Source organism: Psychroflexus tropicus DSM 15496, assembly GCF_000378765.1.
Classification (GTDB): domain Bacteria; phylum Bacteroidota; class Bacteroidia; order Flavobacteriales; family Flavobacteriaceae; genus Psychroflexus; species Psychroflexus tropicus.
This window is the reverse complement of record NZ_KB905343.1, coordinates 418,283-443,834: the sequence shown is the minus strand read 5'-3', so window position 1 is coordinate 443,834 and position 25,552 is coordinate 418,283. Positions and strand designations below refer to the sequence as shown.

Genomic DNA, 25,552 nt, shown 5'->3' with positions numbered 1-25,552 from the left:
GCCTACGGTACAACTTTATGCAGAGTTGTTTTTGTTGGCTTAGAATTTCAAAAAAGTTTGAATTAATTGTAATATTGTAAGCATGCAACTCAAACAGTCCAGCATTTTAATTATAGATGACGATCAGGATGTTTTAACGGCTTTACGCTTATTATTAAAACCTTTCGTTTCTGAAATCGTCGTAGAAAAACATCCTAGTCAATTAGTATCAATACTTAGTAGCAGACATTTCGATTTGGTCATTTTAGACATGAATTTCAATGGATTGATCAATACAGGAAACGAAGGCATTTTCTGGCTAAAAAAAATAAAGGACATCACCCCAAGTGCAGATGTGATCTTAATCACAGCTTATGGTGATATTAATTTAGCTATAAGATCTTTAAAAGAAGGGGCTTCAGATTTCATTGTTAAGCCATGGCAGAACCAGAAGGTTATTGATTCTGTAAAAGAATTAATTCAGAATAAAAAAAGCAAAGGAAAAGTAGCTAAAGTAGCTATAGATAATTTTAAAATAGTTGGTGAAAGTGAAGAGATTAATAGTGTTTTCCATAAAATTCATAAGGTAGCTCCTACAGATGCCAACATTCTTATTTTGGGAGAAAATGGGACTGGGAAAGACCTGGCAGCCAAAGCTATTCATGAAAACTCCAATCGTAAACACAAGCCTTTTGTGAAAGTAGATGTAGGTGCTCTGACTTCTTCACTTTTTGAAAGCGAACTATTTGGCTATAAAAAAGGGGCATTTACAGATGCAAGAGAAGACCGGAAAGGCCGTTTTGAAGCTGCGAATGGAGGAACTTTATTTCTTGATGAAATTGGAAATATCAGTTTAAGTCAGCAAGCCCGTTTATTGACTGTACTTCAAAACAGGCACATTACTCCTTTAGGCTCCAATGAAGAGATTCCTGTTGACATCAGGTTGATTTGTGCAACCAATCTTGAGATTTCAGAATTATCTGATGAATCCAAATTCAGAAAAGATTTAATTTATAGAATCAATACTGTGGATATCATTATGCCACCTTTAAGAGAAAGGCCAACCGATATTACTTTACTCGCAAAACACTTTTTAGACGTATATTCAGAAAAGTATGCTAAAGGCCCTTTTAAGCTTGATTCTAGTTTTATTAGTCAGCTAAAAAACCATTTATTTCCAGGAAACGTCAGGGAACTTCAATTTGTCATAGAGCGGGCTGTTATAATGGCGGAAGGTACTTTGTTGACAGCTAAAGACCTATCCTTTTCATCTTTGGAAAACAAAGTGGAAAAGTTGAAATCAGAAGATACACGTCTGGACACCGTAGAGAAAAATACCATCCTAAAGGTAATTGATAAGAACAAAGGAAACATATCCAAATCTGCTAAAGAATTGGGAATTACTCGTGCAGCTTTGTACAGAAGACTAGAAAAATATGACCTTTAAAAACTATCATACTGGTGTTGTTGTTCGGATCGTGATGCTGGTCATTTGTATTGGGGTAGGTATGTATTCGTTCTTTGAATCTAATTATTATATAGTCATAGGCTCATTTGGTGTGTTGATATTCTTAACTCTAGAATTCTATAAGTTTTTAAGCAAAAGAATGAGTGTGATAGAAGATTTTTTTGAAGCTGTAAAATACAGAGATTTCTCCAGACACTATTTAGAAAAAAATAAATCTAAAGACATACAGTCGTTGTACGAAGGCTTCAATATTGTGAATTCTGTAATTAGGAACATCAACAGCGAAAAAGAAAATCAATATCTGTATTTACAGAAAATACTTGAATTGGTTGATATCGGAATACTTGCTTTCGAAACCAAAAATGGAAAGGTATTATGGGCTAACGAGTCTATTTTAAATTCTTTGGACTTCCCTTCGTTCAAAAATATTTCATTTGTAAAAAAAAGAAATCAAAAATTATATGAGCTGATTTTTAATAGCTTTTACTCCGATCCCATCACTTTAGAAATACCTGTTAAAAAAGAAACCACAAAAGCTTTGGTCTCAAATTCAAAATTTAACGTGGGTGATAATTCTTTTCAATTAATTGTATTGCATAATATTGAAGACACACTAAATAAGACTGAATCTGAAGCCTGGAAAAGATTATTGAGTGTCATGACACATGAAATTATGAATTCTATTGCGCCTATTTCTTCGTTAGCGGGGACTCTCAAATCTCAGGTTGAGCTATTTTCTAAAAATGAAGATCGGGAAAAATTAGACCTAGAAGACCTAAATATAGGATTAACCAGTATTGAAAAAAGAAGTGAAGGCCTACTGAAGTTTGCTAAAACATACAGAAGCTTGAGTAAAGTTACGCATATTGATAAAGAAGAAGTTCAAATTGTAAATCTGTTTCAGAATTTGGAAAAACTTCTAAAAACTAGTGAACCAGATCATACAGAGTTAATTTTTGATATTAGCAACTCAAATTTAAGAATTGAAGCCGATTCGTATTTACTCGAACAAATCTTAATCAATTTGATCTTAAATGCCTTTGAAGCTTGTAAAGGGATAGGTAATACTGAAGTTAAGGTTTATGCAAAAAAAACATTCGACAATCAAATTGTTATAAGTGTTGCAGATAATGGAAAAGGAATTCCAGAAGAGATAAAAGATCAGATTTTTATACCCTTTTTCACCACCAAGAAAGAAGGCAGTGGTATTGGCTTAAGTTTATCTAAACAAATCATGACACTTCATGGCGGTAAAATTCAAATTAAAAGCCTAAAAGATAAAGGAACGTCTGTCCAACTTATTTTTAAGGACTGACGCGTTTTACAATGTGGTAATCTAATAACTTCTTCTGAATTTTTTTTCGACTGAATAATCGATCAAATTGATAAAGTTTTCATGAACTCCCAGAGTGGTGTCCAGCTGAAGTTGGTTGATGAATTTCAAGATAGCATCCGAGTTGAATTTCAGGTCTGGGATTGATACGTATTTTTCGAATACAGAACCCAGGCTTTTGTAGTAAAGGGATTCCAGCGGATTCAAATTAATGGGCATGTGGGTTGACAACTCAAACGAGCGGATATTGAAATAATTCAAGACGTGACCTATGTAATTTTTATGCAAAATAGGCTTAGGATTGACGATATTGAGCTCTTCAATAGAAGGATTGAGGTAGGCATGCAGAACTGCCTTAGATACAAAATCAACCGGCACAATATTAAGACCACTGTCTTTGTCGATCCAGATTCTGAAATTAGCTTTAGAATCCTTAGCATATTTATTCAAAAATATAGCCCAGGAATAAAAAACGTCAAACTTTGGTGTTTCATAAAAAGGCTTATCAATCAATCGGCCACAGATGATACTTGGTCTAAGAATCTGCACCTCAAGGTTGTGTTCTAGACAAAATTGCTTGACCAAGGATTCACTTTCAAATTTAGATTTTTCGTAGGCGTTTCTGAAGTTTGTGACAGGATAGTTGGCGATGTTTTCTTTTACCTTGTCTTGCTGTATGCCATAAGAATAGGCCGTACTAACGTAGATGAATCGCTTAACACAATCTGGTAATTGTTTCAAAAGGTGTTTGGTAACACTAAGGTTTTGTTTTTGAACTTTGTCTTTGGATGTGGTGGTTTGCGCTAAACTTGTGGAAGCCGCGGAGTGTATCACGGTATCAAATTGGAACTTTTGTAAGTTGCTAGCTAGTAGTGAAGTTAAATCTGAATCGATGACTGTTATATTAATTAGACAAGCTTCCAGGCTAAATTCATTCAAAAATTCTGGTCTTGACTCATCTTGCAATACGGCCAGTAAACGCTGGTAAGCCGTTCTATGGTCGCTTCTAATGACAACATACAGGTGATCTACAGAGCCTTCAACTAATGCTTTCTGGATCCATTCAAAAAGAATATGACTTCCTAAAATACCTGTACTTCCTGTGAGCAAACAATTCATTAGAATTTATTTTAAAAATTCAAATGTAGTTAAGTTTATGGTTTACCATTCTCTAAGATTTTATAAATACAAAATTTAAACTCAAAAAGAAAATGCTCATTAAAGATTTATAAAGCATAATTGAGTTATAAAAATGGTTTAAAATCATCTATTTAATTTGAATTAAACGTTAATAAATGTTAAAGCGAGACCAATTCGGTGACCAATAATTTTAAGCCTTTCTTATAGCCTGTAAAAACTGGATAATCGAAATTTTGGTCGTTCTCCCCGACTCCACTATTAAACCCACTTTTGAAAAATCAAAAGTGGGTTTTTTAATTTCTTATGAGAGATGAAAAAAGATTGGATTATTAAAATAGTTGAGTATACCTTTTTTTAATTCAATGAAGTCTTCATAAATTTTGAATTATAAATTTCAATTATCAATAAAGAGATTATTATTACTTAACAAACTCGAATAAGACGCTAGTAGAGTTTGTTCTGAGTCGATGACATCTGTCAAAATATATCCGAATTTAAATTTTGTTTCTTTACTTTGATCGTTAAGGTATTCATAAGCGAAATCAGTTAGCCTCTTATATTTAGAGGCTAAAAGTTCAGACTGAAATTCGATCTCCAGAAGCTCAGAGATGATATCAAATTCAATCAATTCAGCCTTATTGGAAATAAAAAATCATAAACTTACATTTTGTGTGGTAGCCACCTGCACCTCTCCAGAATTTAGAAGAAACTCGGCAAGGGTCTTTTGTTCATCACTATAGGTTTCGATATCTAGTTGCTCATAAAGCTTTAGGTGCCTCACTAACACGCTGTCTAGGTCAATCTGACTAAATTCAATTTCGTTTTCAATGGTTTTAAGCGTTTTGTCAAGGTAGTCCTGGTTATTGATATTTTCTTTATACTTCCCGATGGAAACGACTATGATCACGCCAATAACCACTATAAAAATTTCTTGCAGGAAATAGAGAATTTTGTTTTTTGCTTTCATCTGACTTAAAATTGATTGAAAATCTTAACTAATTTTAATCACAATAAAATGATTAATTAAAATTATAAAGTCTAATTAAATTATTTAAATTCAGTCTAACAGCCAAAAACATCTATCAAATAGTTAACTGATTTGTCTTTTCATGGTGGTATTAACAGCTTTGAGTTTATAAACCAAAGTCAATTAATACCCCGCAGCCTGTCCATCCACTCGAGATTCTGAAGCTCCATAATAAACGTCTTTTTCGTGATCATAAAGAATGCCCTGATACCTGCCAAAAAAGCTATTTCCTACTTCAACCTTATGACCTTTAGCTCGTAATTGCCGAACCACTTCATAAGGAATTCCAGACTCTACGTTCACCTGCCCGGTGGTTTGTAGTTGATCTGTCACTTGGCCTGTAGGCTCTGAGGAACCAGAGTGATCCCACCTCGCAGCATCCCCTGCTTCCTGAACATTCATTCCAAAATCGATGATATTTGTTAAGATACTCACATGACCAATAGGCTGGTAAGCGCCTCCCATATTGCCGTAACTAAAAAAAGGTTTGCCGTCTTTCATCACAAATCCAGGAATAATCGTATGAAATGGACGTTTTCCAGGAGCATACACATTAGGGTGTTCAGGGTCTGTGGAAAATAACTCTCCACGATTCTGAAAACTAAATCCAAGTCCTGGCACCACAAAACCTGTCCCCATGCCTCTAAAGTTACTTTGGATTAAGGATACCATATTGCCTTCGTTATCTGCTGTAGTTAAGTACACCGTATCCCCATTCTCGATGACTTCTACACCAGTACTTACATCCTTCATCGCTTGTTCTCCAATGAGTGCTCTGCGTTCTGCAGCATAGGTCTTTGATAACAAAATATCATAAGGCACATCCTGAAAGTCAGAATCGGCGTAATGTTTGGCTCTGTCTTCATAAACCAGCTTTTTGGTTTCTATAAACGCATGCAAAGTTTCAACAGTCCCATAACCCATCGACGAAAGGTCATAGCCCTCCAGAATATTCAACATTTGTAAGACAGCTGTGCCCTGAACATTTCCTCCCACCTGATAGACATCATAGCCCCTGTAATTAGTGGAGACAGGGTCGATCCATTCTGATGTATGAGTTTCAAAATCTTTAAGTCTTAAATAACCGCCCTGATCTTTCATCCAGCGATCAATTTTTTTAGCAATCTCACCTTCATAAAATACATCTCTACCTTGTTTAGCTAGCAAACTTAAAGTATTAGCCAAGTCTGGATTTTTGAAAATCTCTCCTTTTTTAGGACCTTCTCCATCGATAGTGAAAGTGCTTTCAAAGGCGCCTGGTTGTGATTTTAAAAAAGGGACGCTACTTCTCCAGCGCATAGATATAGCCTCCGTCACCGGAAATCCGTTTTGAGCATAATCTATTGGTGAAGCAAGAATAGTTTCCATGGGCAGTGATCCAAATTTCTGGTGAAGCTCAAACCAGCCATCCACCGCTCCTGGAACTGAAACCGAAAGCAAGTCGTAAGGTGGAATACTTTTCTTTTCAATTTTATCCAGTTCCTTCAACAACTCGTCGTAAGACAAACCTAATGCTGAGCGTCCACTAGCATTTATCGCATATAGTTTCTGACTTTTTTCATGCCAAATGATAGCAAACAAGTCTCCTCCTATTCCATTCCCGGTGGGCTCCATCAAACCTGTCGCTGCATTAGCAGCAATAGCTGCATCTATGGCATTACCGCCTTGTTTCAAAATATCCAAGCCAATTTGGGTAGCCAGCGGATGACTGGTCGCCACCATCCCGTGCTGCCCAATCACTTCCGATCGAGTCGCGAAATTTTTTCCATTAGCTTCTCTGTCGGGTTGGGAGAAACTCAAACTGCTTAATAATAGACTAAAGAGTAGTTTAAAAGAAGTTTTGAAAGAAATATTCATAAGTATTAAATTTAAAATAAATAAAGTTTCAATTTAATCATTTATATTACTCTGTAGAAATATAAATGAGCTCCTTTAGCCTCAGATCTCTCTAAATTGATAATGCAATTGAATCAAATTCAGGTTAATCAGTTTTTAAACTATTCACGTAGGCATTTAATTATAACTACATTTTTGTATCCATACTTACTTTAAAATGAGATCGCAAAACCAAAAACCTACAGAATCTTGATCTGTATTTAGATTATACTTAGAATCACTGTCACTTTCTAAGTCGTCTTTCTCTGGTGATCTATAATGTGTAAAAAAAAGTTTGCCTTTATCAAATTCGATTGGAGTTTTAAATATAGGACCGTCGAAAACGAAACTATGAAACTCTCCGTTTTCACCACATGGATCTACTGTTTTAGGGAGATCGCTTAAGAACTCTCTATCGATCACTCGTCCAACAAAACGTTGATCTAAAAGATTTTCATTGATACAAGTTGTTATAGCCTTAAATCCCAGATCCAAAAACTCAAGAACTGTATCCTTGCTGGATTGCTTCCAAAGTGGGAATAAAGGCTTTAAATCTAGTTGTTTAACCTGTTTTTCTTTATACTGTTTTAAATCTTCTAGAAAAATATCACCACTGGCTACTGTGGTCGCTCCATTAGATTTTAGTTTTTTATAAGCTGAAGTTGTTATAGTCTCATAGTCATTCATAGTTGGAGCGTCTGGTAATTTCAATATTTCAAGGGGTAAACCAAGGCTTCTAGCTTGAGCTTCTAACATTTTTATGTTTACACCGTGCATAGTGATGCGTTGATGAGTCTCACTTGTATTAGTTAATAACTTAAGGTGTTTGAATTTTTTTGACTGAAGAATTTTATAAAGCATTAAAGCAGAGTCTTTTCCTCCACTCCAGTTGATAATGAGTTCATCTTTCAAGACTTAATAAATTTTAAAATGATTAAATAAAATATCGATCTGCTTATTAATCAAATATAACTATCAAACTCTTCACACTCAAAAACAAACAAAACATCACAATCAAAACACCATAGATACTTTGTAGCCAGGTGTTTTTATAATTACCCATTAGCTTTTGGTTGGAAACGATAACTAATAATAGTGCAGCAACAAAAGGAAGTAAAACAGCATTGCTCACTTGGGCAATTTGAATAAGTTGGATAGGGTTAATGCCCAGAGAAGAAAAGACAACTCCTAGCAAAAGAATGCTTCGCCAGGTCCACTTGAATTTGGGATGGGAATTGTTAATCTTCCAGCCTAGGCAGCCCTTTAGCACATAAGCTGCAGCAAGGGCTGCAGTAAGGGTTGAGGTGATACCAGCTGCAAAAAACCCAAACCCCAGCAGGTATTTTGCGTATGATCCGTAGAGAGGTTCTAAAGTTTCAGCCATATCCAGAATGGAGCTTAATTCATTTTTAGGCAAACGAGAAGCAGCAATCACCACGGCGATAGATACAACACCGCCAAGGCCAATGGCGATAGCAGAATCGAGCTTAGCCGCCTTCAAACTATTTAAATTTTTCCACTTTTCCTGAACAATTGAAGAGTGTAGAAATAAATTATAAGGAACAACTGTGGTCCCAACGATAGCCAATACAGTGGTTAATGATGCTGAAGGCAATTTAAAATAGAACAGCCCCTCAAAGAGAGAGGCGTAATCTGGCGAAGTGATAAAAGCAGTTGTTAAAAACGATAAACTCATCAAAACGACGAGAACAATCAGAACGTTTTCAATTTTCTTATAGCTGTTTAAATTCAGAATAAAAAAACAACAGGCTCCAATTACCAAAGGCAAATATTCAAGACTAAAACTTCCAAAATTAAGCTGTGTATCGGAATAAATCACCGAAAAGCCCATTACTGCTCCACTGAGGTTTCCTGCTTCATAAGCGGCATTCCCAAACACAATAGCGAGGACAACCAGAGAGCTGAGGACAACTTTTAAAATCGGCTGTTTGATAATAGTTCTCACTGCTGTACCCAAATCCATTTTGGTCACCAGTCCTACTCTAGCCGACATGTTCTGTAAAACAATGGTTGCCAGGATAGATACCACCAAAGCCCAAAGAAGATCGGTCCCAAACTTCACGCCTGCAATAGAACAGACGGTTATGGTTCCAGGACCTATAAAAGCAGCCGCTACGAAAGTTCCTGGACCAAAATAAGAAGCTATTTTTTTAATCATTAGGACGCTGTTCTAAAGCATAAAGCGCAAAGCTCCCTAACCAATGTGCTCCTTCATAGGAATCTCCAAACAAATTCGGATATGCCTTCACAAAATGCTGATCGCCTATGGTTTTTAAATGATAAAAGGCCTCGTAGCGTTCTGCTAGCTCATATAAATTCCAAGCCCTGCTAAAATTAAGTCCGTCGAGATGCACCAACTTACCATCAGACCTGTCGCTTACTTCTGCGACCTCTAAACTAAAATATTTTGAAAATAAGCCTGGCATAAATTCTTTGACCCAAGCTTGAAACTCCTCTTCTGGTAAAACTTTTGCCATAAGTGATGCTTCTTCCAGACAAGGTGATAAAAAATCATAACCGCTGGGTTCCCAATCTAGAGGGCAGTTTTGATCTTGCAGATAAAAATCTTTAGAACGCTTAATAATCAAAGATTTGAGATCTTCCTTTTCGAAGACTTCAGCAAAATCTAAAGTCATCGATAAAGCAAAAGCCGTATTAGGATGCTCTCCTACCCGGATGGGATAAACTAATTTGGGTAAAAATTCTTTCATTTTTTCTTCAAGCACTTCTACTAATGGCATCAGGTTGGAGAGCCATTCTTTGGCCTGAGGGTCTTCCCAGGTCTTTAACTCTTTAGCCAAAGTGAACAGCCAAGCCCAGCCATAAGTCCGTTCAAAGTTTTGATTATGTTCGGTTTTAAAAAAGTCAATTTCAATTTTTATGTTTTCTGAGGTCAAGCGTTGAGACAAAGCACTTCTTATGCTATCGGCTTGTTTCAATTCTGGAAATTCCTTAAGTAATTTGACAAGCGACCACTGACTATGGACGGCGGAGTGCCAGTCGAAGCAACCAAAGAAAGCAGGACGTAGCTCTTTGGGCCTAGCCAGATCTTCTTCAGAGCCTAGCACCTGACCCAGTTTATTGGGGAACTCCTGTGAGATACACTGTAAAGGAAGTTCTGTCAATTGTTCTGCTTCTTCTATTCCAAAGTCAGAGAAATTTTGAGACTGGTAAGGAGATTTGGTTCCTCCCTTATTTTCAGGTGAATTTTGACAGCTTAGAATAGTCAAGGACAGCAATACTATTAATGTCAATTTCATAAACTTCATTTTGGCAAACAAGTTAAGCAAAGCATGTGATTTCTTCAAAAGTTAAACCACGACAAGTTCATCATTTAGAAACCATATAGCCCGTATAGATGATAAAACCAAGCAACAAAATCAATGCCTCCCACCGATCCAGTCGTTTAGCTTGACCACTAAACATGGCAATAAATAAAAACAAACTTCCACCCAGCAGAATGTACATATCCAGATTAAACGAGGTATTATAAATAATAGGATGAATCAATGCGCTCACTGGAACAATAAGTAAAATATTAAAAATGTTGGAGCCTATCACATTCCCTAAGGCAATATCGGCGTTGTTTTTAGTCGCTGCGACCACTGAAGTGACGAGTTCCGGAAGTGAAGTCCCAGCAGCCACAATGGTTAGACCAATCACTTTATCACTTACGCCAAAGCTTAAGGCAATATCGGTTGCACTGGTGACGACCAAGTGGCCGCCTAAAATAAGTCCTCCTAAACCCAGCACTACAAACAGCGTCATCATTAAATTGGACAAAGGGTTTGAAGACTGGATTTCAATACCTGCAGCTTCTGTGGATAATCCTTTATAGACGTAGAACATAAACCCCACAAATAAAACAAGCAAAATGATGGCGTCTAGTCTAGTTACAATCCCTATTTCATTGTCGAAAAATGAATTGGATAAGACGTAAAGTACAACGACCACAGCCAGAGATACTGGGATCTCAATCCATACCATACCTTTTTGAACGGAGATAGGCTTAATGAGAGCTACCACCCCTAAAATCACAAATAAATTAAAATTATTACTCCCTATCACATTGCCTAAGATCAAATCAGATTGCTCGTTTAAAGAGGCTACAGAACTCACGACTAACTCTGGAGCTGACGTCCCAAACGCAACGATCGTCAGACCGATAGCCAGATCGGACATGTTGAGCTTTTTGGCCAGAGCCGAAGCGCCTTTCACCAGAGCATCGGCTCCAGAGATCAAGAGTACGAAACCTAAAACAACTAAACTTATGTCGAAAAACATCAATTATATTTTAAACAAATGTAATTTCTTAAACGATTCAAAATTAAAGTTTGACTAAAATTTCATCGCTTTTAATTACTTTTAAGCAAAATATATTTTATGTCTCAAATTGCACTGATTACAGGGGCTACCAGCGGAATCGGTTTAGCTACTGCCCATAAACTAGCTCAGGAAAAATTTAAACTCATTCTTTGTGGTCGCCGACAGGAGCGTCTGGATACTCTAAAAACTGAATTGTCTGCACATACAGAAGTCACTACACTCAACTTCGATGTGAGAGATCAAAATGCTGTTAACGAGGCTTTAGACTCTCTCCCGTCTAAATTTAAAAACATACAGATTCTTATTAATAATGCAGGAAATGCGCACGGACTGGATTTTCTTCAGGATGGTTCTTCACAGGATTGGGACGCCATGCTAGACATCAACGTTAAAGGATTACTTTATGTCTCCCAGCCTATTATTCAGCAAATGATAAAAAATCATGAGGGTCATATTATCAATATTGGATCCACGGCAGGCAAAGAAGTCTATCCCAAAGGCAATGTGTATTGTGCCAGCAAGCATGCTGTAGATGCGATCAACCAGGGGATGCGTATGGATCTCAATCAACACGGGATACGTGTAGGCGCCATCAATCCAGGCCTTGTGGAAACTGAGTTCAGCAAAGTCAGATTCAAAGGAGACGATGAGCGAGCAGATCAGGTCTATAAGGGCTTTCAAGCGCTTCAGCCCGAAGACATCGCCGACATCATCCATTTCACAATAACAAGACCTTATCACGTCAATATAGCCGATTTGGTGGTCATGCCGACGGCTCAGGCCAGCAGTACCATGGTAAAAAAGTCAAATTAAGGTTGATTTTAGGTAGAGCAAACTTGGCTGTACTTCGATATCACTAGCTTAACACTATCGAGTCCACCTAAAGTTGGGATCTGAAGTTGTAAGTTCACTTTGTTAATTGAACTAAAATTTAAGCTTTGCGTTAATCTGAAGTCTTTCAGAATTGATTTTGATAAAAAAACCTGTTGAATTGGAGCCCTTATTGTTCCACTTTGCCAGTAAAGCGAACTCTGCCTCTCTGGGGTATAAAACAAGATTTAAAAGTTAGGACGCTGCCCCTTTGATTTATTTTCAACTTTTATTATTACTAATATCAGGGAGTTGCCCCTCTTAAATATGCTCTTATTAGTGTTATCAAAGCCAGTATCCCTTCAAAATTATTTGTTCTAAAAGCGAAGCGGTCCAGTTTCTTTATCGCGCAGTATTCATAGAATCTCTAAGACACACGTCTGGGGAAAAGCTTGGTAAACAACCAGCCAAAACCTAGTGCTATCAAAAATGAAGGTAGCAGTACGTCTATCTTTTCAAAGTAAACCCCTAGCGTTTTAGACTCCTGGAGCACAAACTTGACCACAGCAACACTCAAGAAACCAGAAATCATAGATGCAATGGCTCCCGCTTCAGAATAAGCTTTCCAAAATAAGGACAAGATGATCACAGGACAAAAAGTAGCGGCAATACCAGACCATCCAAAAATAATCACCCAAAACACCTGCCGTTCTGGAGCTACAATAGCTATGACCATGGCCAGACCTAAAGCCAGTAGAGCAATACCGAGAGTCACCCAACGCGAAGTTTTGGTTAATTGACTGTTACTAAGGTCGGGCCTAAAAATCTTTTGGTAAAAATCTCTCACAATGGCGCTTGAAGCCATGACAAGTAGGGAGTCGATGGTAGACATGATGGCCGATAAAATGATAGCAACGTAAATAGCAGTGAGCACTAGTGGAAGAAAATTCTCTGTCATCATGCCCAACACATCAGCACCACCAATCCCGAAGATCATTTCCGGATCCTGACCCGATTCAGTAAAAAAAACTCTGGCTAAAACCCCTATACTTACCGCCGCAAAATCCGTAAGCAAAGTAAATAATATAGCTACCCGGCTTCCTTTAGTGATCTCTGTTTCGTTTTTGATCGACATAAATCGCACGTAAACCTGTGGAGATCCTAAAAAACCAAGTCCAATAGCGGCAAATCCTAAAATGGTCGCTATGTTTAGCCAGGTATCCGTTTGCCCGCCCCAGAGACTTGTTAAGGCAGGATCAATGTCGTGCAGTTCCTGAACCATTCCAGCATCAGTGTCTATGGCTATCCAGGAAACGATAGGCAGTAAGACCAGGCCTAAAAACATCAAAAACCCCTGAAACAAATCAGACCAGACCACAGCCACAAATCCACCTATAAAAATATAAACCAGAACAATTAAAAAGCCTAAAATAGCTCCATGAAAATAATTCATATCTAGCATCGACTCAAAGGCAATCCCTGTAGCATCAATTTGAGAGCTTACGTAGATCACCACAAAAATAGAAAGCACAGTAGCCGAAATTCCCCTCAGCCAGTGAGTTTTCGTATTAAAATGACTTTCCAAATAATCGGGAACCGTTACAGAATCATACTTATCCGTAAGGCGCTTAAAAGGTTTGGCCATAAACAACCAGGAAATAGCCACTCCCAGCACTTCGCCTACAACCACCCAATAAGCCGATAAGCCCGCCAGGGCTCCCATCCCCGTAAGCCCGATTAAAATCCAACCCGACTCCCCCGTAGCTCGGGCAGAAAAAGCGACCGCCCAATAGCCAATTTTCTTTCCACCAACATAATAGTCACTGATGTTTTTAATCCGTTTGGAGGCGACATACCCAATTAAAAATAGAATTAAAACGTAAATACATAAGGCTATAATTTTGGTAAGCATCACTCTGGATTATAAATTGGTCAACTAAGTTATACTATCGATGTAAAAAGAGAAAAAACCTAATTTTAAAATTAGTGGCTTTGAAATTTATCAATTCCTTATCATGCTGTTTCTTACAGCCTCTTACCTTTGTAAAAAACTGAAATAAACATGAATACAGCTATACAAGACTTAGAGCCTAAAGCGATTTGGAAACACTTCTCCGCGCTCAATGCAGTGCCAAGAGCCTCCAAAAAAGAAGAACAAGTCATCGCCTTTATGAAGGAGTTTGGACAATCTTTAGGCCTGGAAACCTTGCAGGATAAGGTGGGGAATGTGATCATCAAAAAGCCAGCCACCTCTGGGATGGAAGATCGTAAGACCACCGTTTTACAGTCTCACCTGGATATGGTACATCAAAAAAATAACGATACTCAATTTGATTTTTCAACTGAAGGCATCAAGATGTATGTGGATGGCGATTGGGTGAAAGCAGAGGGAACCACCCTTGGAGCCGATAACGGGCTTGGTGTGGCCACCATAATGGCGATTTTGGAAAGCAAAGACTTACCTCATCCAGCTTTGGAAGCTTTATTTACCATCGATGAGGAAACCGGGATGACTGGAGCTAAAGAACTAGACGGTAGTATTCTCTCTGGTGAGATTCTACTCAATCTGGATACGGAAGAAGACGATGAGATCGGGATTGGTTGTGCTGGTGGAGTTGATCTGACCGCCACACGCTTTTATATCGAAGAATCTGTTCCAGAGAATTCATTGGCATACAGGCTAAAACTAAAAGGGCTTCAGGGCGGACATTCTGGTATGGATATCATCAAAGGTCTGGCTAACGCCAACGTCTTGATGAATCGTCTATTATATACTGCTTATACCTCCGTCAACTCAAGGGTAGCCAAGGTGCAAGGTGGTGGACTAAGAAATGCGATTCCTAGAGAAAGTGAGGCCGTGATCATCTTAAATCAGGATCATAAAGCCAAATTTGAGAATGAATTGGACCGTGTTTTTCATGAAATCAAATCTGAGTTTGCAAGTTTGGAGCCAGACATGAGCTTTCACTTAGAAGAGACCGAGTTGCCTACCAAAATCATGAGCAGTGATGTACAGGACGCGGTTTTAAAATCCATTTATGCGGCACATAATGGGGTGTATAGAATGAGTCCGGATATCGAAGGGCTAGTTGAAACTTCAAATAACATAGCTAAAATAGAAATTGGAGAGGGTAAAATTGAAATTTTATGCCTTACCCGATCGTCAGTGACCTCATCGAAAGAGGACTTGGTCAATTCTCTGTCTTCTGCTTTTGACTTAGCAGGCTTTCAGGTCGATTTATCTGGAGATTATCCAGGTTGGGCACCCAATCCAGAATCAGAGATTCTAAAAGTTGTCGATCGTATTTATCAGGAACAAAATCAGGAGAAAGCACATGTTGCTGCTTGTCACGCGGGTTTGGAATGTGGTATTTTAGGAAGCCATTATCCAGACATGGATATGATCTCCTTCGGCCCAACTATTAGAGGAGCACATTCTCCCGATGAACGCGCCAGCATTTCCAGTACTCAAAAATTTTGGAAACTCACAAAAGAGGTTTTAAAACAAATTCCCAAGAAAGGATAAAGTCGGGTTGTCATTCTGAAAGTAGCGCAGCGGAAGGAAGAATCTCTCTTATCGTAAAACAAAGATTCCTCGTCGAAGCGAAAAAGCTTCTCTGTTGGAATGACAACACTCTGTCATTCTGCCTGCCCGACTTGACTCGTTCAGGCGGGCCTGCCCGTCCTCTGGCGGGAACGTAGCGCAACGGAATGAAGAATGCTTTTTATCATAAAACAAAGACCTGTGAGGTTTTAAAAACCTCACAGATCTAATTTGTAGATGACATTAGACTTAAATCTTTGAAAAGCTCTTAATCATATTGATGCCTTCTATCCATCAAGAGTCTTACTCCGATTTGGAAGTTATTTAAATCTCTTACATTATCGGTGAATATGGGATTTAAGTTATACTGAGCAAATATGGAAAAGGTTTCCCAGCCTACGTAAGCACTTAAGCCGTACAGGAGGTTATTAGTATTAAAATCATCGCGTTGTTTTAGTTTTTCATCTCGACGACCATCATCAAATTTCAATTTTTGAGTGTTGAGTAAATTAAAGCCTACAAAACCACCAAGCCCCACTTTAAAGTCATGATCGGTAAATCGCTTATTACCATTATCCAAAACAGTGGTTTCAGAGCTTCCGAACTGCAGGTGAACAGGAAGAATCAAATTATCCATCCTGAATTTAGATTTATCTAAATCAAATTCAAAGGTTTCCAATTCAGTTTGATCTCCATTTTCGACAAAAATTTGATTATTTTCTGGCTTTAACCCGTTGAATTGGAATGAAAACCCATAATTGAGTCTAAGGAAATTAGATTCTTTAAATACTCGTGTACTCCACTCATAGCCTATTTCGAAACTTCGACTTCCTCCAAATTTAAATGGAGTATCATCTATACTTCCACCGTCCAGCAATGCATTATTAAACGAAATACTGATGAATAAATCACTAAAGGTTCTGCTAGAATAAGGTAAATCTCTTTCTTTTAAAGGGGTTTTGTTCGACTTCTCCTTTGATTTTTTACTGCTAAAAAGGTCAAATTCAAAATTTAGTTCAGAAGGACTGAGCCCAAGGTCATTAATAATCGACATATAAGATTCGTACTCATCAAATTGCTCTAGGTCAAATTGTCCGTATTTTCTCTTTTGAAAGGAGGCCCAGTTATACACAAGTTCCTGTGCTTCTTCAATATTTTTGGCTGAGTCTTCAGCGGCTTCCAGTTTTTGTTCCTGAGCTTCGGCTTGTGACAGATTACCGTTTTCCAGTTTTTTATTGATGTTTTTGACGGTCGTCTTCAACAGCTCTTTTTCTTCACTTTCAATTCGTGATAACAGAGCTTTAAGTTCGGTGGTTTCTATTTCAGTAAAGGCTGAAAAGTCTCTCTCCTGAGCAATCAGCTGAGTGCTCCAAAAGCTAAAGAAAAAGGCAATGATAAGTGTAATTTTAACAGGCATGATAGGTGTGTTTTGAGTTGAACATTGATTAAATAGTCAGAAAAGTCTTAAGGTTGGCGCCGACCATTCTGTTTTTTTACAAATTATCTAGCACCCAGGCTAGTTTTTAATTCTTTAAAATTAGTTTCGATGAGTGTCCATATTTTATCTCTAAATGAATTAGTGTCTTCAAGATCGATCTCAGCTAAAAGCTGTTCTGCAGAGATTTGATCGAAAAGCTGTAGGTCTTTGGCTGAACTCAGATTTGCTCTGGCCTGAGCCAACAGTGCATCAACTTCATTTATGTTTTTCTGAGTGTACCGCTCATTTTTTAATTCCTGCTCTACTTCTGCTAATAAACTGTTCGCTTTAAGTTGAGTTGATGTGGGTTGACTTCTAATTACAGTCTTAGGAACTTCAATGATTGAATTGTCACTAGAGAATCGAACTGTGGACTTTAAGATCCCTTTGGACTGTAGTTGATCAACGGAAATAAGGCTTTCACGTTTAGCTTCAATGGTTGGAGTTTCTTTCTCTTTTGAATTAACCACGGGTAAACTAGTGTTCTCCAATAAATACATTGGTGCAAGCAAAACTAGAAGCCCAATAAATCCTGCGGCGATTCCAGCCCACAGCCATGGGCTTTTAGTTTTCTTAGCACGAGAACTGGCTAATTCTCCTGTAATTTTTCCCCAGGCTTCATCAGTCGGCTGGATTTCTCGCTGACTGAATTTCTGTTGTATCTCTTTTTTAAACTTGTCCATGTGATCTGGATCTGTGGGTTTCTAATTTGGTTTTGAGCAATTGTTTGGCCTTAAACAGCTGTGATCTTGAGGTCGCTTCAGAAATATGTAGTGCTTCGGCGATAGCCTTGTGCGAGTAATCTTCCAGCACATACATGGTAAAGACCAACTTATAGCCTTCTGGCAATTCATCTATAAAGCCTTGAAGTTCATCAACAGACCATTCCTGAAGGCTAGGCATCTCGACATCTGCATACTGGTCGAAATTATCGGTTACAAACTCTAAGTCTTTTTCTCGTCTTATGTAATCTATTGCAGTTGTGACCATGATTCTGCGCACCCAACCTTCAAAACTACCTTTAAACTGATACTGTTTTAAATGTTTAAAGACTTTGACAAAACCTGTAGACATAAGGTCTTCGGCATGATGTAGGTCTGAAACGTATTGTCTACACACCGAGAGCATTTTGGGTGCAAACTGCTTATATAAGCGGTACTGGGCCTTTTGGTCAAGGTGCTGAGCCGCTTTGATGGTTTGCTCCAGGTCTCTATGTAAATTAATCAGTTTCACGATTGGAATAGGTGTCTATAAATATAGACGATAAATAAACCTTCAGCGTTGCCTGGAGTTTCAAATAAATTTTAAAAAAATTCAGTTATCATCTTAACAAGACATCCAATCTTAAGTGAGACGGGGCTTTAAGCTACTTTCGTGAAGCCTAAAATAAAGTATAAAACAAAATCAAAAAAAGAAAAAAAGCAGGTCTATAAGCCGGATTCTGTTCTCGATCCTAATAGTCATCGGGATCGAGTCTCTATCATTTATCTAGGAGTGCTGTTACCAACACCCTCTATCTGTTTACCCTCCAAGATCGGGCGCACAACCCTCAAACCTTGGTTTACATAACATTTCACCACATAGAGTTTACCGATTTCACTACAGCCGAACTGTACTTGCTTTCTGTTGCACTGGTCCTTCCCCGTCCCGATCCCGATGGCTGTCGGGACAGGGACGGGACGACGGGCGTTACCCGCTATGTTGTGCTATGGTGTCCGGACTTTCCTCTCTTCACTCCCGATAACTATCGGGACGGAACAGCGATAGAGCGACCTGCGGGGCAAAAATAGGGCTAATTTTGAGATATTCTTTCATAAAAAATCCAGTTAAGAAAATCAAGACTTATAGACTCAAAAGCTCATAGACTATCAGACTCATTATTACTGAACTCCTTTTTTATTCAATCCCACTCTGTAAAGTGAAGTGCGGGCCGTGATAAAAAGCTGATCGCGGTTTTCTCCGCCAAACGTAACGTTAGAAGGTTGCTCAGGCACCTTGATACTTTTTAGCAATTTACCTTCAGGTGAAAAGACATCGACCTGAGGTTGACCGCTAGTCGTGAGGTACACATTTCCCTGCTGATCGATAGTCATACCATCCCCTCCAAATTCTACAAAAAGCGATTTATCAGAAAGAGTACCGTCGTTCTCTATATTGTATTGGTAAGTGGTATTGGCGCCTGGATCGGTGATGTAAAGTGTCTTTCCATCGGGTGTACCGATGAGACCATTCGGTTTAATCAAATCATCAGTGACCCGTATCACCGAGTTGTCATTGGTATCAAAATAATACACCTGCATACTGCCCTGAGGAAGTTGATCCTGATCTCTTCCATATTTTGGATCTGTAAAATACACCCCGCCTTTAGGGTTGACCCAAAGATCATTGGTGCGATTAAATTCTTTTCCATTATATTCTGACGCTATGACTTTATAATCGCCCGCTGGACTTGTGCGTGTAATTCTGGTTTTGCCACCTTCGCAGGCATACAGATTCTGCTCCTCGTCAAAATACAGCCCGTTAGCGCCATTGGAGTCTTCGCGATAGGTACTTAAGCTGTCGGCAGTCGTCCAGATGTAGATTTTATTTTCAGGAATATCCGTAAAATAAACATTGCCTTTCTTATCAACAGCCGGACCTTCTGTGAACTTAAAATCGGTGGCTAATTTTTCAATCTTATTGGTAATAGTAATGTCTTCTGTCTTAGTCTCTATTTTTATATCCTCTTTAGGCTGTTCTCCCGCATTTTGATTACAAGACCAAAGCATTAAAATACTAATTGTACAGATGAACTTCTTCATAAAACTATCTTCAAAATGAGATTCTAAGATAAAGCCTTTTAAGACACAAACAGCTATCAAGTGGTCAAATTGTAGGAATGATCAATACGAAGTCAATTTAAAATTGGTTTTAAAACTCATCCTGCAATAACTTAGTTTACTGTTTTTCTCAGCTTTAAAGCCCGATCAGGATAGTCTGTAATAAGCCCATCTACTCCAAGTTTTAATAGCATTTTCATTTGATCCACTGTATTAATAGTCCATGGAATCACTTTCATACCTTTAGCCTGAGCCTCACTAACTAAACCTTGGTCAACTATAGGATAATACGGACTATAAATCTCAGGCACAAAACCCAATTCAGCCATTGCCGTATCAAAATCTGAATTATAAACCAGGGCAGCAAGTTTCACATCCGGATAAGAGCTGTGTAATTCCTTTAAAATCCTAAAGTCGAAACTTTGTAGGTTCACACGGTCCAGATCGGTTTCTTTTTGCAGTACATCCATCACCAATTTGACAAACTTCGCTGGTATAGGGTGGTACAGGTCATCTCCTTCTGGAAGGCTTTTGAGTTCAATGTTGTATTTGATTTTCTTTCCGTGATTTTTATTCAAACTATCCGCCATGTGCAGAACATCTTTAAGCAAAGGTTTGTAAGAGGGCTCTAAGTCTTGCTCTGGAAAAGCAGGATTGTATTTGCTTCCGCAATCATAGGCTCTCACTTCTTCATAAGTCATCGTATATATGTTGTATGACTTCTCTTCTGCTTTTTTAATGTCTTCACCTCCAGGAGTCAGGCAAATATCCGCATTCATCCAGGGCTCATGAGAAACGATTAGTTGCTGGTCTTTGGTTACGGCAAGATCAAGCTCAAGCGTATTTACTCCAAGCTCAAGGGCTTTTTGGAATGCTTTTAGGGTGTTTTCTGGAGCCAGACCCCTGGCACCTCGGTGGCCTTGCAAATCGAACTTATATTTCTTTGTTTTGGAGGTCAATGTTTCGTCTAGTGTTTGTGCATTTAGAACTTGTATGGTAAATAAGAGTAAGATAGCGTATTTCATGGCTTTAGAATGTTTTGCTGAATAAATTTCTGACTAGCTTCCAGAACAGATGTCCAATCTTTGGATCTCAATTCACTGGCAATCACGTGATTTCCGGTTTCAGGAAAAGCTTGTTTCTGTTTTTGATCTGAAGGTGTTCCTAATTGATCGTACATATCCATCATCGCAGGAACTGAAACTACCTTATCTTGTTCTTCTTCGTTTTTGTAATAATAAGCCATGAAGACAGGACACTTCACTGCTTTAAAAGTTTCTGGAGTCATGGTATCCTGAAGCATGCCGATTAAAGCCACGTAGGCATTGATATGGTATTGTGTGGACCAATACTTAGACTCTGGCTCAGGTCGGTCTATGTTTTGAACTTCACCACCAATCATAGACTTGAACATCTCCCTGCCCTTAGGGGTAGTGATTTGAGCCATCATAGGGTTTCTAAGTCCCACAAATGGAGAATACAGTAGTAAACCAGCTATATCATCGTGCTTTGAGGCCAGATAAAGACTTAGAGTTCCACCTGTTGAGGTGCTGATGAGCACTATTTTTTTTCCTAAAAGCCTACCCGCTTTTAAGGCTTCTTCAGCAGAATCCAGATAGTTTTCTTTGGTTAGCTCCTCAAAGCCCTTTACCCCTTTCCTACCGTGACCTTTGAGTCTGGCATAAAATACATTAGCCCCAAATTCTTCGGCGAGTTTAGAAATGACAGGCTCTGCTTCCATCCTACTAGCTCCAAAGCCATGTAAATAGATAAACACTAAATCGGTGGCGACGCCTTGTTCCTTAGCCCATGTAATCTTAGCGTTGTTGTCCTTTTTTAAATCGGGAATACTGCGTTCTTGCGCCTTGATTATTTCTTCGATCGAATCAATTGAATAGGCTGTAGAAGATTGAGCAAAGAGCTGTGTCGACATCCACAGCATACAGCTCATAATCAATATTAATTTAGAAGCTTTTTTCATATTTCTTTTTTATAAAGCTAATTAAAATCTAACTGAAAATTGCACCCCAAAAAGCCTAGGTGGACCGGCTATAAACGTAGGAATACCCAAGGCCAATACGATGATGTGTAAGGCGATTATATTTTTTTTCATGATAGAAGTTATTTTTCCTAAATCAACAGGTTTTGCATTTAATGTATGTTAATTCTAAGTCATGAAAACTTAAAGCTTAATTAAGCAAAAAAAGAGGCTCTGTAAAAACATTACAGAGCCTCCTCATCAAAAATCAATGTTTTGAAAATTACATTCTAACATCAAATCGATCTAATTCCATCACTTTGGACCAAGCGGCCACAAAATCATTTACGAATTTATCTTTTGCATCATCGGTAGCATAAACTTCGGCTAGCGCTCTTAACTCTGAATTGGAACCAAAAATCAAATCGGCACGTGTAGCAGTCCATTTTACTTCACCAGTTGCTCTGTCTTTTCCTACAAACACTTGTTCTGAAGCATCTCTAGGTTCCCATTTGTTTTGCATGTCCAACAGATTGACAAAAAAGTCGTTGGTAAGATGGCCTTCACGAGCGGTAAGCACTCCATGTTTGGTATTGTCATGATTTGCACCTAAAGCTCTCATACCACCAACCAAAACGGTCATTTCTGGGGCAGTTAACGTTAGTAACTGCGCTTTATCTACCAATAGTTCTTCTGTAGTTAAGGTGTATTGCTTTTCCTGGTAATTGATAAACCCATCGGCCATAGGCTTAAGCAATTGCATAGACTCCACATCTGTTTGTTCCTGCAAAGCATCTGTTCTTCCCGGTGTAAATGGCACTGAAACCTGGTGGCCAGCTTGTTCGGCTGCCTTTTCAATAGCGGCATTACCACCAAGGACGATCAAGTCTGCGATGGACACTTTCTTTCCAGTATTGTTCTTATTGAATTTTTTCTGAATTGACTCATATTTAGAAAGCACTTTATCCAATTGTTCTGGATTATTGGCTTCCCAGCTTCTCATAGGTTCCAAACGGATTCTCGATCCATTAGCACCCCCTCTTCGATCGGAATCTCTGTAGGTTGAAGCCGAATTCCAGGCAGTAATTACTAATTCTGAAGTAGATAAACCGGAGTTTAAAATATCCACTTTTAAAGCTTTGATATCAGTATCTGTTATCATTTCGTAATCTGCCTCAGGTACTGGATCTTGCCATATGTAATCTTTCTGTGGAGCTTCTGGGCCAATGTAAGTTGATTTTGGTCCCATGTCTCTATGCGTTAACTTGAACCAGGCTTCTGCAAAGGCTTTATTAAACTCTTCTGGATTTTCGTAAAAGAATTTAGAGATCTTTCTGTATTCTGGATCTTTGATCATCGTTAAATCCGTAGTTAACATCGTAGGTCTGTGCTTTTTGCCTTCAATATGAGCATCCGGGTAAATCTCTCCAGCATCCTTAGCGACCCATTGGTAAGCACCCGCAGGACTTTTGGTCAATTCCCATTCATTTTCAAATAAGGATTTAAAATAACCCTGACTCCATTGGGCTGGCGTTTTAGTCCAAATCACTTCCAGGCCAGAGGTAATCGCATCTTCTGCCTTCCCAGATTTATAGGAACTCATCCAGCCTAAGCCTTGTTCCTGAATGGATGCAGCTTCGGGCTCTGGGCCTACGTTAGAAGCATCTCCGGCTCCATGGGTTTTACCTACGGTATGTCCTCCTGCAATCAAAGCAACAGTTTCTTTATCATTCATCCCCATTCTACCAAAGGTTTGACGAATTCCCTCTGCAGCCAAGGCTGGATCTGGGTTGCCATCGGGTCCTTCTGGATTCACATAAATCAGTCCCATTTGTACAGCAGCTAAAGGCTGTTCTATGTCTCCGTCTTCGTCATAGCGCTTATCATTAGCAAGAAACTCATCTTCTGCTCCCCAATACACATTGCTTGCTGGTTCCCAGGTATCTTCACGTCCGCCGCTAAAACCAACAATATCAAGTCCCATATCTTCATAAGCTACGGTTCCTGCCAAAATCATTAAATCTGCCCAGGATAGACTTCGACCGTATTTTTGTTTGATAGGCCATAGTAAACGTCTGGCCTTATCCAAATTGGCATTATCTGGCCAGGAATTGATCGGTGCAAAACGCTGCTGACCGTCACGAGAACCTCCGCGTCCATCGGCGGTACGGTAAGTTCCTGCACTATGCCAGGACATACGGATAAAAAATGGACCATAATGACCGTAATCTGCAGGCCACCAGTCTTTAGAATCTTTCATGACGGCTACCAAGTCAGCTTTTAATTGCTCGTAATCCAGCGCGGCAAACGCAGCTCTGTAATCAAAATCGTCATCCATCGGATTCGATTTGGATGAGTGCTGTCTCAAGACGCTAAGGTCTAAGTTATTTGGCCACCAATCCCGACCGCCAGTTCTTCTTACTGCTGTAGATGCATCAGTTTTAGTCTCTTCGGCTTTCGCCTGAATCTTAGCGTGTGGATTTTCTCCATCTTTCACCTTAATTCTGATGCCGGTAACCGGGCATGTTTTGTATTCAGCTTCTGCGCTTTGCTGAGCAAAGCTTGCCATTGCAAATAAGCTAAAAGCTACGATTAATAATTTTTTCATAGGTTTATGTTATTGAATTTATTTGTAAACAAATTTAGTCTCAACCCCTTTTTAAAACTCATTTTGTAAATTGAAGTTTATAATGTAAGCATAGAGTTTTATTATAGTTGTTATATTTTTGATTTAAATTACTTATAAATCAAATTATTAGAGCTCTTATCTCGTTAATGTTGACTTACTAATTCCAGCATAAAAGATAATCAAAAATTGGTTTACAAATCTTATAACAGATTCAAAATCATTAAACAGAGTATTCATTTTTAACTCATAAATGCACTATGACTCCTTCTATCGTTTTTCAAATTGTCAATACTATCGTTTTACCGGCCTGGTTAATTTTAATTTTCTTTCCTGGCAAATCCTGGCGAAATCCTGTGATTTATACTTTTGCTGCCGTAATGGCTATCGTATATGCTGTTTATGTGGTTCAAGGCCTAGGTGAGTTTGATATGGAGTCCTTTAGTCAGCTGGAGGGCATTAAAGCCATGTTTACTTCAGACGAAGCGGTGGTTACTGGCTGGGTTCATTATTTGGTATTCGATTTATTGGTGGGGAACTGGATCTTAAATCTGTCACGGAAGCATCAGATCAACCACTTCCTGATCATCCCCTGCCTTCTACTTTGTTTTATGTTTGGTCCGGTGGGGTATTTAGTATACTTCCTCATAAAAACAATTAAGACGAAAAAGTTGAGTTAGTTTATTGTAAATCGTTGACGGTCGATGGTTATCTGTTATCATTTCAGGCCTGCACGATTAAGTCATTCAGGCGGGTGATTTTATGGAAAAGAATGAATTAAAATCGTGTAGAGAAGCCTGTCACTTCGAGTGATTCCTTTGCTTCCTAAAAGCAAAGGAATTGTATCGAGAAGTCAGACAGTCTAAGTTAAATTCTAATTTAAAATTGTCTACGTTGAGTCTAGTTCTCGACCTGCTTGCCAGAGGAACGAAAAACAGGTATAATTCGCCTAAGGTCGAATCACTCGAACTGACAAGTGCTTTCGGAATGTCACTTCGAGTGATTCATTTGCTTCCTAAAAAGCAAAGGAATTGTATCGAGAAGTCGTTTCAGTTCATAGTATCACTTTTTATAATGCAAGTTAACTTCCAGCTTGGTTAAGTTCTCGATACAATCCCGATATTCATCG

At 38.6% G+C, this 25,552-nt stretch carries 20 protein-coding genes and 1 other RNA gene; 5 read left to right on the top strand and 16 right to left on the bottom strand.

What is annotated here, in order from left to right; all coding sequences use genetic code 11:
• Positions 1–82: 82 nt before the first annotated feature.
• Complete coding sequence (locus F598_RS0106865) at positions 83–1,426, top strand: sigma-54-dependent transcriptional regulator (protein WP_019038295.1); 1,344 nt, start codon at positions 83–85, stop codon at positions 1,424–1,426.
• Positions 1,416–2,762, top strand: coding sequence for a sensor histidine kinase (locus F598_RS0106860; RefSeq protein WP_019038294.1), 1,347 nt, complete (start codon positions 1,416–1,418; stop codon positions 2,760–2,762). The genes F598_RS0106865 and F598_RS0106860 overlap by 11 nt, the downstream gene beginning before the upstream one ends.
• A gap of 21 nt (positions 2,763–2,783) precedes the next feature.
• Here the strand turns inward: F598_RS0106860 and F598_RS0106855 are convergent, their stop codons facing one another.
• The 7 genes from F598_RS0106855 to F598_RS0106820 all read right to left on the bottom strand — a co-directional run bounded on the left by F598_RS0106855 (position 2,784) and on the right by F598_RS0106820 (position 11,127).
• Positions 2,784–3,899, bottom strand: a complete 1,116-nt coding sequence (locus F598_RS0106855; protein ID WP_019038293.1) for an SDR family oxidoreductase — start codon at positions 3,897–3,899, stop codon at positions 2,784–2,786.
• Between the two features lie 673 nt (positions 3,900–4,572).
• A complete protein-coding gene (locus tag F598_RS15520) occupies positions 4,573–4,887 on the bottom strand; it encodes a hypothetical protein (RefSeq protein ID WP_019038291.1) in 315 nt (104 codons plus the stop codon).
• Between the two features lie 183 nt (positions 4,888–5,070).
• The gene (gene ggt, locus F598_RS0106840) at positions 5,071–6,804 is read right to left on the bottom strand and encodes a gamma-glutamyltransferase (RefSeq protein WP_019038290.1); all 1,734 of its coding nucleotides are present in this window, start codon (positions 6,802–6,804) and stop codon (positions 5,071–5,073) included.
• Between the two features lie 186 nt (positions 6,805–6,990).
• The gene (locus F598_RS0106835) at positions 6,991–7,734 is read right to left on the bottom strand and encodes a Dph6-related ATP pyrophosphatase (RefSeq protein WP_019038289.1); all 744 of its coding nucleotides are present in this window, start codon (positions 7,732–7,734) and stop codon (positions 6,991–6,993) included.
• Positions 7,735–7,780: 46 nt separating this feature from the next.
• Complete coding sequence (locus F598_RS0106830; RefSeq protein ID WP_019038288.1) at positions 7,781–9,001, bottom strand: Nramp family divalent metal transporter; 1,221 nt, start codon at positions 8,999–9,001, stop codon at positions 7,781–7,783.
• Positions 8,994–10,112, bottom strand: coding sequence for a DUF2891 domain-containing protein (locus F598_RS0106825; RefSeq protein ID WP_019038287.1), 1,119 nt, complete (start codon positions 10,110–10,112; stop codon positions 8,994–8,996). Before F598_RS0106825 ends, F598_RS0106830 begins: the two co-directional genes overlap by 8 nt.
• A 61-nt stretch (positions 10,113–10,173) precedes the next feature.
• Entirely contained in the window at positions 10,174–11,127 is a 954-nt protein-coding gene (locus F598_RS0106820; RefSeq protein ID WP_019038286.1) for a calcium/sodium antiporter, read from the bottom strand.
• A gap of 99 nt (positions 11,128–11,226) precedes the next feature.
• Here F598_RS0106820 and F598_RS0106815 point away from each other — a divergent pair, with 99 nt between their 5' ends.
• On the top strand, positions 11,227–11,982 hold the full coding sequence (locus tag F598_RS0106815; protein ID WP_019038285.1) for an SDR family NAD(P)-dependent oxidoreductase: 756 nt from the start codon (positions 11,227–11,229) through the stop codon (positions 11,980–11,982).
• A gap of 424 nt (positions 11,983–12,406) precedes the next feature.
• On the opposite strand, the gene F598_RS0106810 is transcribed toward F598_RS0106815, so the two are convergent.
• Positions 12,407–13,891: a sodium/proline symporter gene (locus F598_RS0106810; protein WP_019038284.1), complete on the bottom strand. Its 1,485-nt coding sequence runs from the start codon at positions 13,889–13,891 to the stop codon at positions 12,407–12,409.
• 150 nt (positions 13,892–14,041) lie between these two features.
• Between F598_RS0106810 and F598_RS0106805 the strand changes: the two genes are divergently transcribed.
• Positions 14,042–15,505, top strand: a complete 1,464-nt coding sequence (locus F598_RS0106805; protein WP_019038283.1) for an aminoacyl-histidine dipeptidase — start codon at positions 14,042–14,044, stop codon at positions 15,503–15,505.
• Between the two features lie 286 nt (positions 15,506–15,791).
• Here the strand turns inward: F598_RS0106805 and F598_RS0106800 are convergent, their stop codons facing one another.
• From F598_RS0106800 to katG, 8 genes are all read right to left on the bottom strand, one after another.
• Positions 15,792–16,940, bottom strand: a complete 1,149-nt coding sequence (locus F598_RS0106800; protein WP_019038282.1) for a hypothetical protein — start codon at positions 16,938–16,940, stop codon at positions 15,792–15,794.
• Positions 16,941–17,023: 83 nt separating this feature from the next.
• Positions 17,024–17,683 (bottom strand): hypothetical protein, encoded by a 660-nt coding sequence (locus F598_RS0106795; RefSeq protein WP_019038281.1) that lies wholly within the window; start codon positions 17,681–17,683, stop codon positions 17,024–17,026.
• On the bottom strand, positions 17,670–18,233 hold the full coding sequence (locus tag F598_RS0106790) for an RNA polymerase sigma factor (RefSeq protein WP_019038280.1): 564 nt from the start codon (positions 18,231–18,233) through the stop codon (positions 17,670–17,672). The genes F598_RS0106795 and F598_RS0106790 overlap by 14 nt, the downstream gene beginning before the upstream one ends.
• A gap of 181 nt (positions 18,234–18,414) precedes the next feature.
• Positions 18,415–18,780, bottom strand: an RNA gene (gene rnpB / locus F598_RS14950) — RNase P RNA component class A.
• 100 nt (positions 18,781–18,880) lie between these two features.
• Positions 18,881–19,801: an SMP-30/gluconolactonase/LRE family protein gene (locus tag F598_RS0106785; RefSeq protein ID WP_245539761.1), complete on the bottom strand. Its 921-nt coding sequence runs from the start codon at positions 19,799–19,801 to the stop codon at positions 18,881–18,883.
• Between the two features lie 131 nt (positions 19,802–19,932).
• Positions 19,933–20,844: a glycerophosphodiester phosphodiesterase gene (locus F598_RS0106780; RefSeq protein WP_019038278.1), complete on the bottom strand. Its 912-nt coding sequence runs from the start codon at positions 20,842–20,844 to the stop codon at positions 19,933–19,935.
• On the bottom strand, positions 20,841–21,800 hold the full coding sequence (locus tag F598_RS0106775) for an alpha/beta hydrolase (protein WP_019038277.1): 960 nt from the start codon (positions 21,798–21,800) through the stop codon (positions 20,841–20,843). The genes F598_RS0106780 and F598_RS0106775 overlap by 4 nt, the downstream gene beginning before the upstream one ends.
• A gap of 280 nt (positions 21,801–22,080) precedes the next feature.
• Entirely contained in the window at positions 22,081–24,405 is a 2,325-nt protein-coding gene (gene katG, locus F598_RS0106770; RefSeq protein WP_019038276.1) for a catalase/peroxidase HPI, read from the bottom strand.
• A 278-nt stretch (positions 24,406–24,683) separates the two neighbouring features.
• Between katG and F598_RS0106765 the strand changes: the two genes are divergently transcribed.
• Positions 24,684–25,103: an ABA4-like family protein gene (locus F598_RS0106765; protein WP_019038275.1), complete on the top strand. Its 420-nt coding sequence runs from the start codon at positions 24,684–24,686 to the stop codon at positions 25,101–25,103.
• Positions 25,104–25,552 lie beyond the last annotated feature (449 nt).